The organism is Rahnella sp. R3(2024) (assembly GCF_042920125.1).
GTDB lineage: Bacteria > Pseudomonadota > Gammaproteobacteria > Enterobacterales > Enterobacteriaceae > Rahnella > Rahnella rivi.
The window spans coordinates 2021059-2034113 of the sequence record NZ_JBHGBU010000001.1; the positions used below are offsets into that span (position 1 = coordinate 2021059).

At 55.4% G+C, this 13055-nt stretch carries 16 protein-coding genes; 11 read left to right on the forward strand and 5 right to left on the reverse strand.

Annotation, left to right across the window (positions count from 1 at the left end; all coding sequences use genetic code 11):
• Positions 1 to 14 precede the first annotated feature (14 nt).
• From ABSH60_RS09160 to ABSH60_RS09175, 4 genes are all read left to right on the forward strand, one after another.
• Positions 15 to 407 (forward strand): glutamyl-tRNA amidotransferase, encoded by a 393-nt coding sequence (locus ABSH60_RS09160; protein ID WP_390973664.1) that lies wholly within the window; start codon positions 15 to 17, stop codon positions 405 to 407.
• A 31-nt stretch (positions 408 to 438) separates the two neighbouring features.
• Positions 439 to 1659, forward strand: a complete 1221-nt coding sequence (locus tag ABSH60_RS09165) for a cytosine permease (protein ID WP_390973666.1) — start codon at positions 439 to 441, stop codon at positions 1657 to 1659.
• 84 nt (positions 1660 to 1743) lie between these two features.
• Positions 1744 to 2649, forward strand: coding sequence for a LysR substrate-binding domain-containing protein (locus ABSH60_RS09170; protein WP_056777160.1), 906 nt, complete (start codon positions 1744 to 1746; stop codon positions 2647 to 2649).
• Positions 2650 to 2677: 28 nt separating this feature from the next.
• Entirely contained in the window at positions 2678 to 3061 is a 384-nt protein-coding gene (locus tag ABSH60_RS09175; protein WP_136375840.1) for a hypothetical protein, read from the forward strand.
• 66 nt (positions 3062 to 3127) lie between these two features.
• Here the strand turns inward: ABSH60_RS09175 and ABSH60_RS09180 are convergent, their stop codons facing one another.
• On the reverse strand, positions 3128 to 3376 hold the full coding sequence (locus ABSH60_RS09180; RefSeq protein WP_056775793.1) for a GlsB/YeaQ/YmgE family stress response membrane protein: 249 nt from the start codon (positions 3374 to 3376) through the stop codon (positions 3128 to 3130).
• 416 nt (positions 3377 to 3792) lie between these two features.
• On the opposite strand from ABSH60_RS09180, the gene ABSH60_RS09185 reads away from it, so the two are divergent.
• Positions 3793 to 4050 (forward strand): YdgH/BhsA/McbA-like domain containing protein, encoded by a 258-nt coding sequence (locus ABSH60_RS09185; RefSeq protein ID WP_056775800.1) that lies wholly within the window; start codon positions 3793 to 3795, stop codon positions 4048 to 4050.
• Between the two features lie 190 nt (positions 4051 to 4240).
• Positions 4241 to 4684: a GNAT family N-acetyltransferase gene (locus tag ABSH60_RS09190; protein WP_390973669.1), complete on the forward strand. Its 444-nt coding sequence runs from the start codon at positions 4241 to 4243 to the stop codon at positions 4682 to 4684.
• A gap of 45 nt (positions 4685 to 4729) precedes the next feature.
• Here the strand turns inward: ABSH60_RS09190 and yfcF are convergent, their stop codons facing one another.
• Together yfcF and ABSH60_RS09200 are read right to left on the reverse strand one after the other, a co-directional pair.
• Entirely contained in the window at positions 4730 to 5362 is a 633-nt protein-coding gene (gene yfcF / locus ABSH60_RS09195) for a glutathione transferase (RefSeq protein WP_056775806.1), read from the reverse strand.
• 104 nt (positions 5363 to 5466) lie between these two features.
• A complete protein-coding gene (locus ABSH60_RS09200; protein WP_390975716.1) occupies positions 5467 to 7395 on the reverse strand; it encodes a methyl-accepting chemotaxis protein in 1929 nt (642 codons plus the stop codon).
• A 320-nt stretch (positions 7396 to 7715) separates the two neighbouring features.
• On the opposite strand from ABSH60_RS09200, the gene ABSH60_RS09205 reads away from it, so the two are divergent.
• Positions 7716 to 8255: a hypothetical protein gene (locus tag ABSH60_RS09205; RefSeq protein ID WP_056775808.1), complete on the forward strand. Its 540-nt coding sequence runs from the start codon at positions 7716 to 7718 to the stop codon at positions 8253 to 8255.
• A gap of 11 nt (positions 8256 to 8266) precedes the next feature.
• Complete coding sequence (locus ABSH60_RS09210) at positions 8267 to 8740, forward strand: GNAT family N-acetyltransferase (RefSeq protein WP_390973672.1); 474 nt, start codon at positions 8267 to 8269, stop codon at positions 8738 to 8740.
• Here ABSH60_RS09210 and ABSH60_RS09215 read toward each other — a convergent pair.
• Together ABSH60_RS09215 and ABSH60_RS09220 are read right to left on the reverse strand one after the other, a co-directional pair.
• Positions 8737 to 9189, reverse strand: a complete 453-nt coding sequence (locus tag ABSH60_RS09215) for a GNAT family N-acetyltransferase (RefSeq protein ID WP_390973674.1) — start codon at positions 9187 to 9189, stop codon at positions 8737 to 8739. The two genes, ABSH60_RS09210 and ABSH60_RS09215, sit on opposite strands and share 4 nt — an antisense overlap.
• A gap of 29 nt (positions 9190 to 9218) precedes the next feature.
• Positions 9219 to 9785, reverse strand: a complete 567-nt coding sequence (locus ABSH60_RS09220) for a helix-turn-helix domain-containing protein (protein ID WP_390973676.1) — start codon at positions 9783 to 9785, stop codon at positions 9219 to 9221.
• A gap of 137 nt (positions 9786 to 9922) precedes the next feature.
• Here ABSH60_RS09220 and ABSH60_RS09225 point away from each other — a divergent pair, with 137 nt between their 5' ends.
• The 3 genes from ABSH60_RS09225 to ABSH60_RS09235 all read left to right on the forward strand — a co-directional run bounded on the left by ABSH60_RS09225 (position 9923) and on the right by ABSH60_RS09235 (position 12958).
• On the forward strand, positions 9923 to 11125 hold the full coding sequence (locus ABSH60_RS09225; RefSeq protein WP_390973678.1) for a benzoate/H(+) symporter BenE family transporter: 1203 nt from the start codon (positions 9923 to 9925) through the stop codon (positions 11123 to 11125).
• Between the two features lie 122 nt (positions 11126 to 11247).
• On the forward strand, positions 11248 to 12279 hold the full coding sequence (idnD, locus tag ABSH60_RS09230) for an L-idonate 5-dehydrogenase (RefSeq protein WP_217204216.1): 1032 nt from the start codon (positions 11248 to 11250) through the stop codon (positions 12277 to 12279).
• 82 nt (positions 12280 to 12361) lie between these two features.
• Positions 12362 to 12958 (forward strand): DJ-1/PfpI family protein, encoded by a 597-nt coding sequence (locus ABSH60_RS09235; RefSeq protein ID WP_390973680.1) that lies wholly within the window; start codon positions 12362 to 12364, stop codon positions 12956 to 12958.
• Positions 12959 to 13055: the final 97 nt, after the last annotated feature.

Consider the following 13055-nt stretch of genomic DNA (forward strand, 5'->3'; position numbering starts at 1 on the left):
ATAAGGATATCAACATGGAAAACGCAATTTTACTGGCAGTGAACGGCACGCTGATGCGCGGTCTGGAACTGAACCCGAACATGACCGGCGCGGGCGGCGTGTTCGTGCGCGAAGACAGCACCGATGCCCATTACCGTTTGTGGACCATCAACGACCGCCATCCGGGGATGATCCGCATTCCGCAGGGCGGAAACACCGTCAGCCTGGAAATCTGGGCGCTGCCGCCCGCTTCTTTCGCCGCGTTGCTGAGCAGCGAACCGGCAGGGCTGAGCATCGGTAAAGTGAAGTTGCAGGACGGCAGCGAAGTGCTGGGCGTGTTGGCAGAACCCTGGCTGGTGGAAGGACAAACCGACATCACCGCAACCGGCGGCTGGCGCCAGTATACCGGGCATCATCACACCCGCTGAGAGAACGGCCTTCACTGAAAAGGATTGGGTTATGCGTAAAACAGAAAATGCACCGAATACGGCGTCAGGCCTGCGTATCGCCATGATATTACTGGGCATTGCCGTCACACCGGTTTTGCTTTCTTCATCAAGTCTGGGCAATCAGTTGTCAGGTTCGCAGCTGATTACCGTGGTGGCGCTCGGCGGAATTATTCTCACGCTGCTGGCGGCCATTACCATCTGCGTGGGTGAAAAAGCCCGCCTGCCGACCTACGGCATTGTGAAATATGCCTTCGGTGAAAAAGGCGCGGTGGCGATTAACATTCTGATGGCCGTCAGCCTGTTTGGCTGGATTGCGGTCACCGCCAATATGTTCGGCCATTCAGTCCATGATTTGCTGGCAGAGCATGGGCTGGATGTGCCCGTGCCGCTGCTGGTGACGCTCGGCTGCGGCGTGTTCGTTGCTTCGACGGCGTTCGGTTTTGCGGTCCTCGGCAAAATCGCGCAGGTCGCCGTGCCGGTGATTGCTCTGGTGCTGGTTTACATCCTGTATGTGGCGATGCACGGCCACGCGCCGGTGGCGGACAGCCTCAGCCAGATGAACACCGGCGTGGCGGTGTCTACCGTGGTCGGCACCATTATTGTGCTGGTCGCGACATTGCCCGATTTCGGCAGTTTTGTGCATAACCGCAAACATGCGCTGATTGCGGCAGCAGCCGCGTTTCTGGTGGCGTATCCGCTGCTCTACTGGGCCGGGGCCATGCCGAGTGCGCTGAGCGGTCAGGGTTCCCTTCTCGGGGCGATGGCTGTTTTCGGTGCGGTGCTGCCGGCGGCGATGTTGCTGATTTTTGCCTGCATCACCGGCAATGCGGGGAATATGTTCCAGGGCACGCTGGTGGTTTCCACCCTGCTGACCCGTTTCCCTAAATGGCAGATTACGCTGGCGCTGGGCGTGCTTGCGGCGATTATCGGCAGCATGGACATCATGGCCTGGTTCATCCCGTTCCTGCTGTTTTTAGGGATCGCCACCCCGCCGGTGGCCGGGATTTATATCGCAGATTTCTTCCTGTACCGTCGCAACGGTTATCAGGCAGAGGTCCTGACCCGCGAGCCACCAATCAAGCTACTGACTTTTGTCGCCTGGCTGCTTGGTTCCGCCGTCGGTTTCATGACGGTAAAAGGCATGATGACGCTCACCACCATTCCGTCAGTGGATTCAATTCTGGTGGCCTGCGTGTGTTATGCGCTGTTTAGCCGGATGCAAAAGCACTGACGGCGAAAAGGGTAAAATACGGCATAATTAAGGAAATCCGTCATGACGACGGGTTTCCTTTTTTTATGGCAGGAGCGCCTTTGTATGCTGATTTCTGATGAAAGTATTCGTATCGTCCATCTGGTCGCGAAATACCAGAGCATTACCACCGCCGCCGATCAGCTGAACAAAGTCCCTTCTGCCATCAGCTATACCGTGAAAAAGCTCGAGGAAAGCCTCGGCGTGGCGCTGTTTATCCGCAAAGGCAATCACATTGAACTGACGCCTGCCGGGCACTATTTTATCCGCCACAGCAAAACCCTTCTGAGCGATCTCGATGCCCTGAAACGCAACACCGCCCTTATCCATGAAGGCGTCGAGCAGGAATTTATCATCGCGGTGAATAACATCGTGCCGGTGCCTGTGCTGGTGGATTTTATCAGTGCCTTTGAGCGGGCGTTTCCCTCGACGCGGCTGTCGCTGAACGTTGAGGTCTACAACGGCTGCTGGGACGCGCTTTACAGTAAACGGGCCGATCTGGTGATTGGCGCGCCGCATAACGTGCCGGGCAGCGAAGGGGTGATCACCGAAAGTCTCGGCCAGCTGGAATGGGATTTTGTCGTCGGCCCGCAGCATCCGCTGGCAACGCTGATGCAACCGCTGACCAACGCCGAGCTGCGGCAGTATCCGGCGGTGTGCATTCGCGATACGGCAGTGAATTTTGCCCATCAGCAGGCGTGGCTGCTCGAGGGGCAAAAACCCTTGTTCGTCCCTGATTTTGCCATCGCCATTTCCCTTATCGAGCGCAATACCGGCATCGGCTATCTGCCCCATCACCTCGCCCTGCCGCTGCTCAACAATGGCCGGCTGGTGAAAAAACCGATGCAGGAACATAAACATGCGACACAACTGTTCCTCGCCGCCCGCTCCGACGGCATGGGCAAAGTCTGCCAGTGGTGCCTCGATTATCTGCTGGAACCGGGCGTTAAGGGGGAATTGTGCGGGAAGTGAAGTGTCATCAAATCAGGTGGAAATGTTAATGCCCAAAATCAAAAGTCAGGAAGCGCTGGTACGCCAGCGTATGCGCGGGGTCATACTGGCGGTGCTGGTGATGGTTATCGCGGGGTGTTACCAGTGGTGGAAACAAGGGAAACTGATTTCCGAGCAGTGGAGCCCGAACAAAGAATATGTGGTGCGCGAATATAAGACCGTCGATTTTATCCCGCGCATGACCATGCCGGGCGATGGCGGCCATTACTCAGGCTATATGCGGGTGTATAACCGCGACGGCAAACAGTTTTATGAAGAGTATTCCGACCTGCTCGACTTTATCGAAGGCCCGTTCTGGGCGAAGGAAGGCGTGTACTGGATGGGCAATGAAAATCAGGACATCGTGCGCCTGCCGACGTCACCGGTGGAGTAAATCACAGACACAAAAAAGCCGCGACAATGCGCGGCTTTTTTTATTTTCAGGCGTAATGGCGAACCATTAGCTCCTGATTTTGCGGTAGATAAACAGTACGACAATCGCACCGATCACCGCGACGACGAAGCTGCCGAAGTTGAAACCGTCTACGCGACCAAAGCCGAAGAAAGTACTGATGTAACCCCCGACCACAGCACCGACCACACCCAGGACTACGGTCAGAATGAAACCACCGCCATCTTTGCCCGGCATGATCCACTTAGCCAGAATACCTGCAATAAGACCAAAGATGATCCAGGATAAAATTCCCATTTTCGACTCCTCCGAATAAATTTCCGCTACCGTGAATATTGTTCAGCCAAGTCGGCCAAACAAATGCAGAATGATTGAAATCCTGCGGTTTGGGTGGCAGGTTTACTTTCATACCCCACGCACAACCCGTTTCTGATACTACCCTGAAAGCGTAGCACTCTTTAGACAAACCCGCCAAAAATCAGCAGGAAGGAGATAACAGCAGCAAAGAAGGGTGTTTTTACAGTCTGCGTCAGCATTATCGCGGTTTCGTCAGTTGCCCGCACAGGGACGTAAAATTGCGTAAAAAGTAGACCAAATATTTTGAATGACTTACTCAAATCAATCCGTTTTTCATCTCTGCGCATCAGGCTTATTATGCATCCATCGAAAGGCAACCACCTTTCACTCACATAAACCTGAATGGAATACACATCATGAAAAACGTCAAAATTTTTGCTGTAGCTGCAACCCTCTCCCTGATTTCTTTCGGTAGCTTCGCGGCTCAGCAGGTGAATCAGCCGTCCGGTGACATGCAGAAAATCGGTGTTATCTCCGCTGCCAACTCAACCACCCTGAGCGGCCTGGAAAGCAAACTGTCACAGCAGGCGAAAGAAGCCGGTGCTTCTTCTTACCGCATCATCTCCGTGACCGGTAACAACAAACTGCACGCTGACGCTGAAATCTACAAATAATCTCCTGCGATAAAACCCTCTGAAAAGCCTGTGGAAGTCTGACTTCCACAGGCTTTTTTTGTATTTACCTCTCCATTTCAGATTTTCTTTATCCGCGCATTGCCACTCCCCGGTCAGATTCACTATTCTGATTTATCATTTCTGCACTCCGACTCACCACGATAAAACGCGAATAAAAAGGAATCCTGTCATGAAGACCCGTCTCAGCCATGCCCCGACCGAAAGCGATCTCGAGGAGATCAAAAATGGCCTGCGTAATTTCAACAGAAACTTTATCCCTCAATCAAAATTCCGTGCGTTAGGGATTTTTGTGGAAGATGAGAAGGGCAACAAACAGGCGGGGATTGTGGCGGAAACCGTCGGGAATTGGATGTACATCCAGATGCTGTGGGTCGATGAATCGCTGCGTGGCAAAGATGTCGGCACGCAACTGATCGCCGAAGCGGAAGAAGAGGCCAAAGCGCGGGGCTGTCGTTACTCACTGGTGGATACGTTCAGTTTTCAGGCGCGCCCGTTCTATGAACGCATGGGCTATCACATGCAAATGGCGCTGGAAGATTACATCGCCGATTCCCGCGCACCGGACGATGCGCCTTCCACGCATACCCGCTTTTTCCTGACCAAATCACTGTAAACGTCTTTAGCGCAGTCAGCCTGTGATCTGACTGCGCCACTCATCTTATTTCGCGGAAAGCGCTAACCACGCCAACACGGACGGGCGCTGCCACTGCGATTGGGCATAGGCGATGAGTTTTTCCGGCATCGGATCGCCGTTCAGACGCAGGCGGTTCAGCATCAGCGCCAGATCCACATCCGCAATGCTCCATTCACCAAACAGATTCGTTTTATCACCGAGCAAACGCTCTGCGGCATCGTAGAGTTTTTCGGCGGCCTGCTGGCCTTTGGCTGTCAGCGGCGGGCGTTTCGCGCCAGCGAACACCACTTCAGTGGACCGTTCTTCGCGGATTGGCATCAGATCACTGCGCAACCAGGCCTGAACTTCGCGGGCTTTGGCGCGGTTTTCAGGATCAGCCGGATAAATGGCAGGAAACGTCGGGGCGGGAAACAGCTCATCGACATATTCATCAATCGCGGAAGATTCGGATAACACAAAGCTCCCGTTGGTTAACGTCGGTACGCGGCGGGTCACGGAAATCGCCGAATAGGTTTCTTTCAGGTTCTCCGCGTCAGCCAGATCCACCTTTTCCAGTTCGAAGGGGATGCCTTTTTCGGTCAGCGCGACGAAAGCGGACATCACGTAAGGGCTGTAAAAATTGGCGTCGGAATACAAAATCAGCGAAGGCTGGCTCATGGCAAACTCCTGAAAGAAATCAAACAAAGGAACAAAAACATAGCGCAGAAAGCGGGGTGTGTCGTTAAAAAGCCTTCCACCCGGAGGCAGAAGGCGGTGAAGCGTTATTTCAGCCGGAACACCTGAACGATCTCATTCAGGCGGCGGGCCTGATCTTCGAGAGACGCAGAGGCGGCAGACGCCTGCTGAACCAGCGCCGAGTTTTGCTGGGTGACGCCGTCCATTTCGTGCACGGCCTGCGTCACCTGGCTGATGCCGCGCGACTGTTCGTCCGACGCCGAGACGATTTCGCTCATGATGTCACGCACGTCAGTGATGGCCTTCATGATCTCTTTCATCGTCTCACCGGCATTTTTCACCAGCCCGACACCGTGATCGACGCGTGAGGTCGATTCTGCGATCAGCGCGGAAATCTCTTTGACCGCATCGGCGCTGCGTTGCGCCAGGCTACGCACTTCCGAGGCCACCACCGCGAATCCGCGCCCCTGTTCCCCTGCCCGTGCAGCTTCCACTGCCGCGTTCAGCGCCAGAATGTTAGTCTGGAAGGCAATGCCGTTAATCACCGATGTAATGTCGGAAATGCGACGGGAACTGTCGTCTATTTCGCCCATAATGCCGACAACGTCAGACATAATGCGATCGCCTTTACCGGCAATCGTGGTGGCATTTTCAGTGAGTTCCGTGGCGACATGCGCGTTATCGGCGTTCTGTTTTACGGTAGCGGTGAGCTGCTCCATACTCGCCGCCGTTTCTTCCAGCGCCGCCGCCTGTTGTTCGGTGCGCGAGGCCAGATCGATATTTCCTGCCGCAATCTGCGACGCGCCGCTGCCGACCGCATGGCTGGTGGAAATAATGTCCGTGACCACGTGGCGCAACTGCGCCTGCATGGTTTGCAGCGCGAAGAAGATGCTGGTGCGGTCGTTTTTCTGCGTCAGGATCGGATGCGTTAAATCGCCATCGGCCACCGTCAGCGCGATTTTCGCCGCATCTGCCGGCTCACCGCCGACCGGGCGCAACACTTTGCGGGTAAAGATAATGCTGAGCACCGCAAACACCACCACAATGCTCAGCACCATCAGCACCAGCGCGGAATAGAGCTGGCGCGTGCTTTCCTTCATCACCGCGTTGACCGGCGCAACGATGCCCAGCATCCAGGGTGTACCGGTATCACCAATCTGAATCGGTACAAACTCGGCAAAGGCGTTTTCACCCAGCACCGGATCCTGCTGTTCGCTGCTGTAGGGCTGGCCGGTCTGAATACTTTTCAACAGCGGCGCATCGTTTTCCAGCTTCTGCGTGACCTGATCTTTTTTTGGCGAAGAAAGATAATGGCCGGACTGCGAAAACAGCATCGCGTAGCCGGTGCCCTGATAAGGTTTGATGCCGTTGACCATGGTCTGCAAGGTTTGCAGCGAGAAATCCGCCGTGACCGAACCGAGGAATTTTCCCTCCACGATGATCGGTACCGCGATCGACGTCAGCAGCGTTTCCACGCCGTTGTAGGGGTAGCTGTACGGCTCAAGAATCACCTCTTTTTTGAGTTTGCGCGGCAGCAGATAGTAATCGCCGCTGCCCGGCGTTTCATAATCGGTGAGGTTGTGCAGCACCACGTTGCCACTGGTGTCGCGGTCAACATAACGGACGTAACGGCCATCCGGATCCTGCCCTGCCTGTGCGGCTAAGTCAGCGTCTTTCCCGTCGAACGCATCCGGCTCCCAGGCCAGTGACATCGACAGAAAATCCGGGTGATTTTTCAACGCATTTTGCAGCAAGGTATCGGCCAGTTTGCGGTCGGCATGCCCGGCTTCGCGCAGGCTTACCATGCTTTGCACCAGATCGCGGGCGGCATAGAGGGCGGTGTCGAGTTTCTGACGGGCGAGATAGCCGTCGGTATTGGCGGTTTGCTGGAGATAACGCCGGGCGATGTCGCGCTGCTGGTTGGCCGACTGCCAGCTGAGCAAGCCGACCGTGATGCTATAACCCAGGCTGATGGTAAGCAGCCCGACGATCAGCATCAGCGTGCGGGTACGCATCGGCGGTTTCTGTGGGTGTACATGCTTCTTTGGCGCAGCCGTGGCCGCAGGTGAGAACGCCTGAATCTGACTCATAAAACTCCCCGGAACAGTCAACGTGCTGTGAAAAACTCACTGTGAAAAATGGGTTATCTGTCCCTGATACGTGGCCTCTGAGGATGAGCAGGAATTCCGTTATCGTCTGAATTATCGGCACAGACTGAGGATGCTTTAGCCACAACGGTAAAAATCCGTCGCGAAAAGATAAACGTTCGCATCCTGCCCACGGCTCCCTATACTGCTGTTATGTCGGCTGATTCAGACCTGTTCAGGAAACTCCTATGAAGTCATGGCTTTTACCTCTGTTGCTGCTCGCACCGCTGTGCTCGCAGGCGGCATCGACGCCGAAAGAAATCAAAACCCGCTTCAGCCAGTTTAAGGTGGGGGACAAGACCATTTGCCTCGACGAAGTCATCTACGCTGATAACAAAAAAATGAAGGTTATCGAGAACGGCTTTGTGGTGTCGAAGCGCAAAAACATGCTGATTTACCAGAGTAATACGCTGTTTTTGCTGGGTAATAACGTCACGGTTAATATCAAGGCGATCATTGAAAGCCGGATCGGCAAAACCTCATTCAGCAATCAGTTTAAGCAGGCGATGATTCAGGTCGAAGGGCTGGATGATCCGGCGCGGGCAGACGATAAAGCTAAGATTATTCAGTCATTTGAAAACGTGGTGGCCGATAAAGACAATCAGACGCCGTACAGTTCTGTGGCGCTGACCGAAAAAGGCTACATCATCACGCAGGCCGAAGCCCATTCGACGACCATCAGTGAATGCTACGTAACGCCTTATAAAAAACCGGATACTGCAAAATAATTCAGAGGGAAATGATGACCGTATTAGTGCCAATGAACGCGGCGTTCTATGACGAATTTGCCGAACTGCTGGCAAAAGATTACGCCGGGGAGAATGTGACTGCCGGTCTTTGGGCCGCCGATACCGCGCTGGAACGCGCCCGTCACTCCATTCAGGCGTCGTTGCCGCAAGGGATTGAGACGCCGGAACATTATCTTTATGAGATCAAAACCGACGCGCAAAATGACAGGGTCGGCTATCTGTGGTTCGCCAACGTGGAGCGCTACAGAGTACACAGCGCCTTCGTTTATGAGCTGATGATTTATCCGCAGTTTCGCCGTCAGGGCCATGCCGCTGCGGCATTCCGGCTGATGGAACAGCGCCTGCGTGAACTGGGCAGTGCGGCGATCGAACTCAATGTGTTCGCCAGCAATCCCGCTGCGCAGGCGCTGTACGCCAGCCTCGGTTACGTCACCACGAAAATGACGCTGCGCAAGCCGCTTTAACGGACGTATTTCATAAAGTTAGTGGTCTGCCCCACCCGGTCGTAAAGTTTGCGGGCGGTGTGGTTGGTGGTTTGCGTCATCCAGTAGACGTTGGCTTTGTCGTTTTCATCAGCGTACGCGTAGACCGCCTCAATCAGTTTCTGCCCGATCCCCAGCTTGCGCGCACTGTCATCGACGTATAAATCCTGCAAATAAACCACCTGGCGCATATGCCAGCCGTGATCGTGATTAATGCAGTTCACCAGCCCGACCAGTTTGCCCTGACATTGTGCCACAAAACCGAACATGCTGGCGTAGTCAGGCTGCGAAAGCCGCTCGAATGTGTAATCAAACTGAGCCGGATCGAGTTTTGACTGGTAAAAATCCAGATAACTGCGCCAGAGAACCTCCCAGCTTTCGCGGTCAGCGGGCATTAACGGGCGGATCACAACATCTTGCGACTGGCTCATCAGAGCATTCTCCTCACAAATAGAAAACGTTACGGACGTGACTGCGGGTAATGTATCAGGTCGTGGAAACGCACGGAATGCCCGCTGTTGTTGCGGTATGCATGCGGACAATCGGCAGCAAAACGCAGGGCTTCACCGGCGCGCAGCACACGCGTGACGCCATCGACGGTCAGCGTCAGTTCGCCTTCAATAACAATCACATGCTCAATCACGCCGGCTTCGTGCGGTGTGGATTCACTGCACCCGTCCGGCTCGAGATCGATAACAAACATGTCCATGCGCAGCGTGGTATCGAACGGAAACAGCGGCACCACACGCATTCCCGACGTGTCACTGTTGAACGTGGTCAGTACGCCGTGGCGATGCAACGCCGCCGACTGCGCGGGCGGTGTTTCGAGAAATTCCGAAAACGAGACGTTCAGGCCGCTGGCGATTTTCCACAGCGTCGCGACGGTCGGGCTGGATTCGCCGCGCTCAATCTGCCCGAGCATCGCCTTGCTGACACCGGTCTGTTCTGCCGTCTGGCTGAGGCTCCAGCCGCGCTCGCTGCGCACGGCTTTCAGCTGGCTACCAATATGGCGGGTAAGTTCCTGCATTGTGTCTCCTCTGCGACGATGATCGTTCATCGCGATTGTGCGTTATAACGCACAGTGATATCTTGAGCGCAACAGGTGTGCGCTATAACGCACAACAGCATAACGTCAGCGTCCGGTAACCAGAAGGATTTTCACAGATGGCCTCGCGTTTCAGTTGGCAGGATTTAACGTTTTCGGCGGTCATCGCCGGATTTGTCGCGGTATTGGTGGGTTACACCAGCTCGGCGGCGATTATCTTTCAGGCGGCGGAAGCCGCGGGCGCCAGCGTGGCGCAAATTGGCGGCTGGCTGAGCATGCTCGGGCTGGGTATGGGCGTCACCAGCATCGGTTTATCGCTCTATTACCGCACGCCGGTGGTGACTGCCTGGTCAACGCCCGGCGCGGCGTTACTGGTTACCAGCCTGCCCGGCACCTCGATTAACGAGGCCATTGGCGTGTTTGTGTTTGCCACCGGCCTGATCCTGCTGTGCGGCGTGACCGGCCTGTTCGCCAAAATGATGCATTACATTCCGCAGGCGCTGTCGGCGGCCATGCTGGGCGGCATTCTGCTGCGCTTCGGGCTGAACGCGTTTACCTCGCTGCAAAGCAATTTTGCCCTCGCGGGCAGCATGTGTCTGGTGTATTTGCTGGCGAAACGCGCCCTGCCGCGCTATGCGGTGGTGCTCGCGCTGGCCGCCGGGCTGATTGCCGCCGGATGGCAGGGCGACATCGCCCTGCACGGCCAGTCGCTGACGTTCGCCGCACCGGCGTTTGTCATGCCCCATTTCACGTTGTCTTCGATTATCGGCATCGGCATTCCTTTCTTTATCGTCACCATGGCGTCGCAGAACGCGCCAGGCATTGCCACGCTGAAAGCCCACGGTTACAACCTGCCGGTATCACCACTGATTTCATGGACGGCGCTGACGGCGCTGGTTTTGGCCCCGTTCGGCGGTTTTACCGTCTGTATCGCCGCCATTACCGCCGCAATTTGTATGGGCGAGGATATCCATCCCGATCCGAAAAAACGCTATATGGCCGCCGTTGCGGCAGGCGTTTTTTATCTGATTGCAGGCGTGTTTGGCGGATCCATTGGCATGATGTTTACCGCGCTGCCGGAAGTACTGATCCACACCATCGCCGGGCTGGCGTTGCTCGGCACCATTGCGGGCAGCCTGTACCGCGCACTGGAAAACGAAAGTCAGCGCGACGCGGCAATCATCACCTTTCTGATCACCGCATCCGGCGTCACGCTGCTGGGCATCGGTTCGGCATTCTGGGGACTGGCGGGCGGTGTGATTACGCATCTGATCCTGAGCATTCCGGCGCGCAAGCGTGATAAATCCGCCGGGAAAGGTTGAGTCCGTTCAAGTTATGGGTAACAGGTTTTCGTAACACGGCGCAAAGTGATGGCGGTCACGTTTTCGGATCGGTAAACCCTCTTTACTGGAGCCAATCAGGCCCTTTAAAGAGCGAGAATTCCATGACTATTGCCACACAATCCTGCGTCGTCACCGGGAAAAAAGACGTCGCGGTGATCAACCAGACCCTCGATTACACCGGCCAGGGCACGCTGGTGAAAGTGACCCGCGGCGGCATCTGCGGCTCGGATCTGCATTACTACGAACACGGCGCGGTCGGTGATTTCAAAGTGCGCGAGGCGATGGTGCTCGGGCACGAAGTGGTCGGCGTGGTGGAGAAATCGGATAACCCGAATTTGCAGCCCGGCCAGAAAGTGGCGCTCAATCCGAGTAAACCGTGCAGAGCCTGTAAATATTGCCTGTCCGGTGACGAAAATCAGTGTACGACCATGAAGTTTTTCGGCAGCGCGATGTATTTTCCGCACATCAACGGCGCGTTCACGCAGTATAAAATTGTCGACAGCGATCAGTGTATTCCTTACGACAATCAGGTCAGCGACAGTCTGATGGTGTTCGCCGAACCGCTGGCCGTCGCCATTCATGCCGTGAATCAGGCGGGCGATATTCATGGCAAAACCGTGTTTGTTTCCGGCGTCGGCCCGATTGGTTGCCTGATCGTGCTGGCGGCGAAAGCCAAAGGGGCGGCGCAGATCGTGGTGACTGACCCGAGCGAACGCTGCCGCACGCTGGCACTGGCGGTTGGCGCAAGCAAAGCGCTGGACGCCGCGCAGGGCGATTTCAGCGAATATCAGGCAGAGAAAGGCTTCTTCGATGTCTCCTTTGACGCCTCCGGCCATCCGTCTTCCATCCGCCGTTGTCTGGAAGTGACCCGCGCACGCGGCACGCTGGTGCAGGTCGGCATGGGGCCGGTAGTGAATGAATTTCCACTGATGATGCTGATTGCTAAAGAAATTAACTGGGTCGGCAGCTTCCGTTTCACGGAAGAATTCAACACGGCAGTGGAATGGCTGGCGAATAAAACCGTCGATCCGATGCCTTTATTGTCTGCGGAATTCCCGCAGGAAAGTCTGGTGGATGCGCTGGAATTCGCGCTGGATAAATCCAAAGCCTCGAAAGTGCAGCTGGTTTTCTAGTCTGCCACCTCACTCACATTATCAAAACGTCGTTTCATTTTATGATGTCCTCTGATTTTTAACCTCAGAGGACATTTGCATTATGGTGAAGGACAACGCGAAAAAGCAGGTCGCCCTGCTGCTGGCCGACGGTTTTGAAGAAGGCGAAGCGGTGATTGTGCTCGATATTCTCGAGCGGCTGGACATTCAGGTCACTACGCTGGCGTGCCAGAAAAGCCTGACGCTGCGCACCTATCACGGCATTCAGATGCAGGCTAACGCACTGCTTTCCGCGCAGGGCGACCGTTTATTCGATGCCGTGGTGATGCCCGGCGGCCCGGAAGGATCGGTGGCGCTGGCGGCCAGCAAAGAGGTGGTGGAATTTGTCCGCCGTCACGACGAGGCCGGTAAACTGATCTGCCCGCTGTGCTCCGCGGCCGCCCGCGTGCTGGGCGGAAACGGTCTGCTGAAAGGGCGTCGCTACGTCTGTTCCGGCGATTTATACAAAGATGTGAAAGACGGCGTGTACGTCAATCAGTCCTTCGTGGAAGACGGCAACTTACTGAGCGGCAAAGGATTAGGGCTGGCATTCGATTTTGCCTTCCAGCTGGCCTACCGCCTGACCGGCGACGCTGAAACCACCAATTTCCAGGCCGATCATATCGATTATTACCACTGGCGTGCCGACCAGAAACTCTGATTAAAACATTCTCCTTCCGGCGGATGATGCAGATCGTCCGTCCCTGTCAGCATCATGTCCGTTTTTGGCATTCTCCCTTAACTGTTTCAGGCGCAAA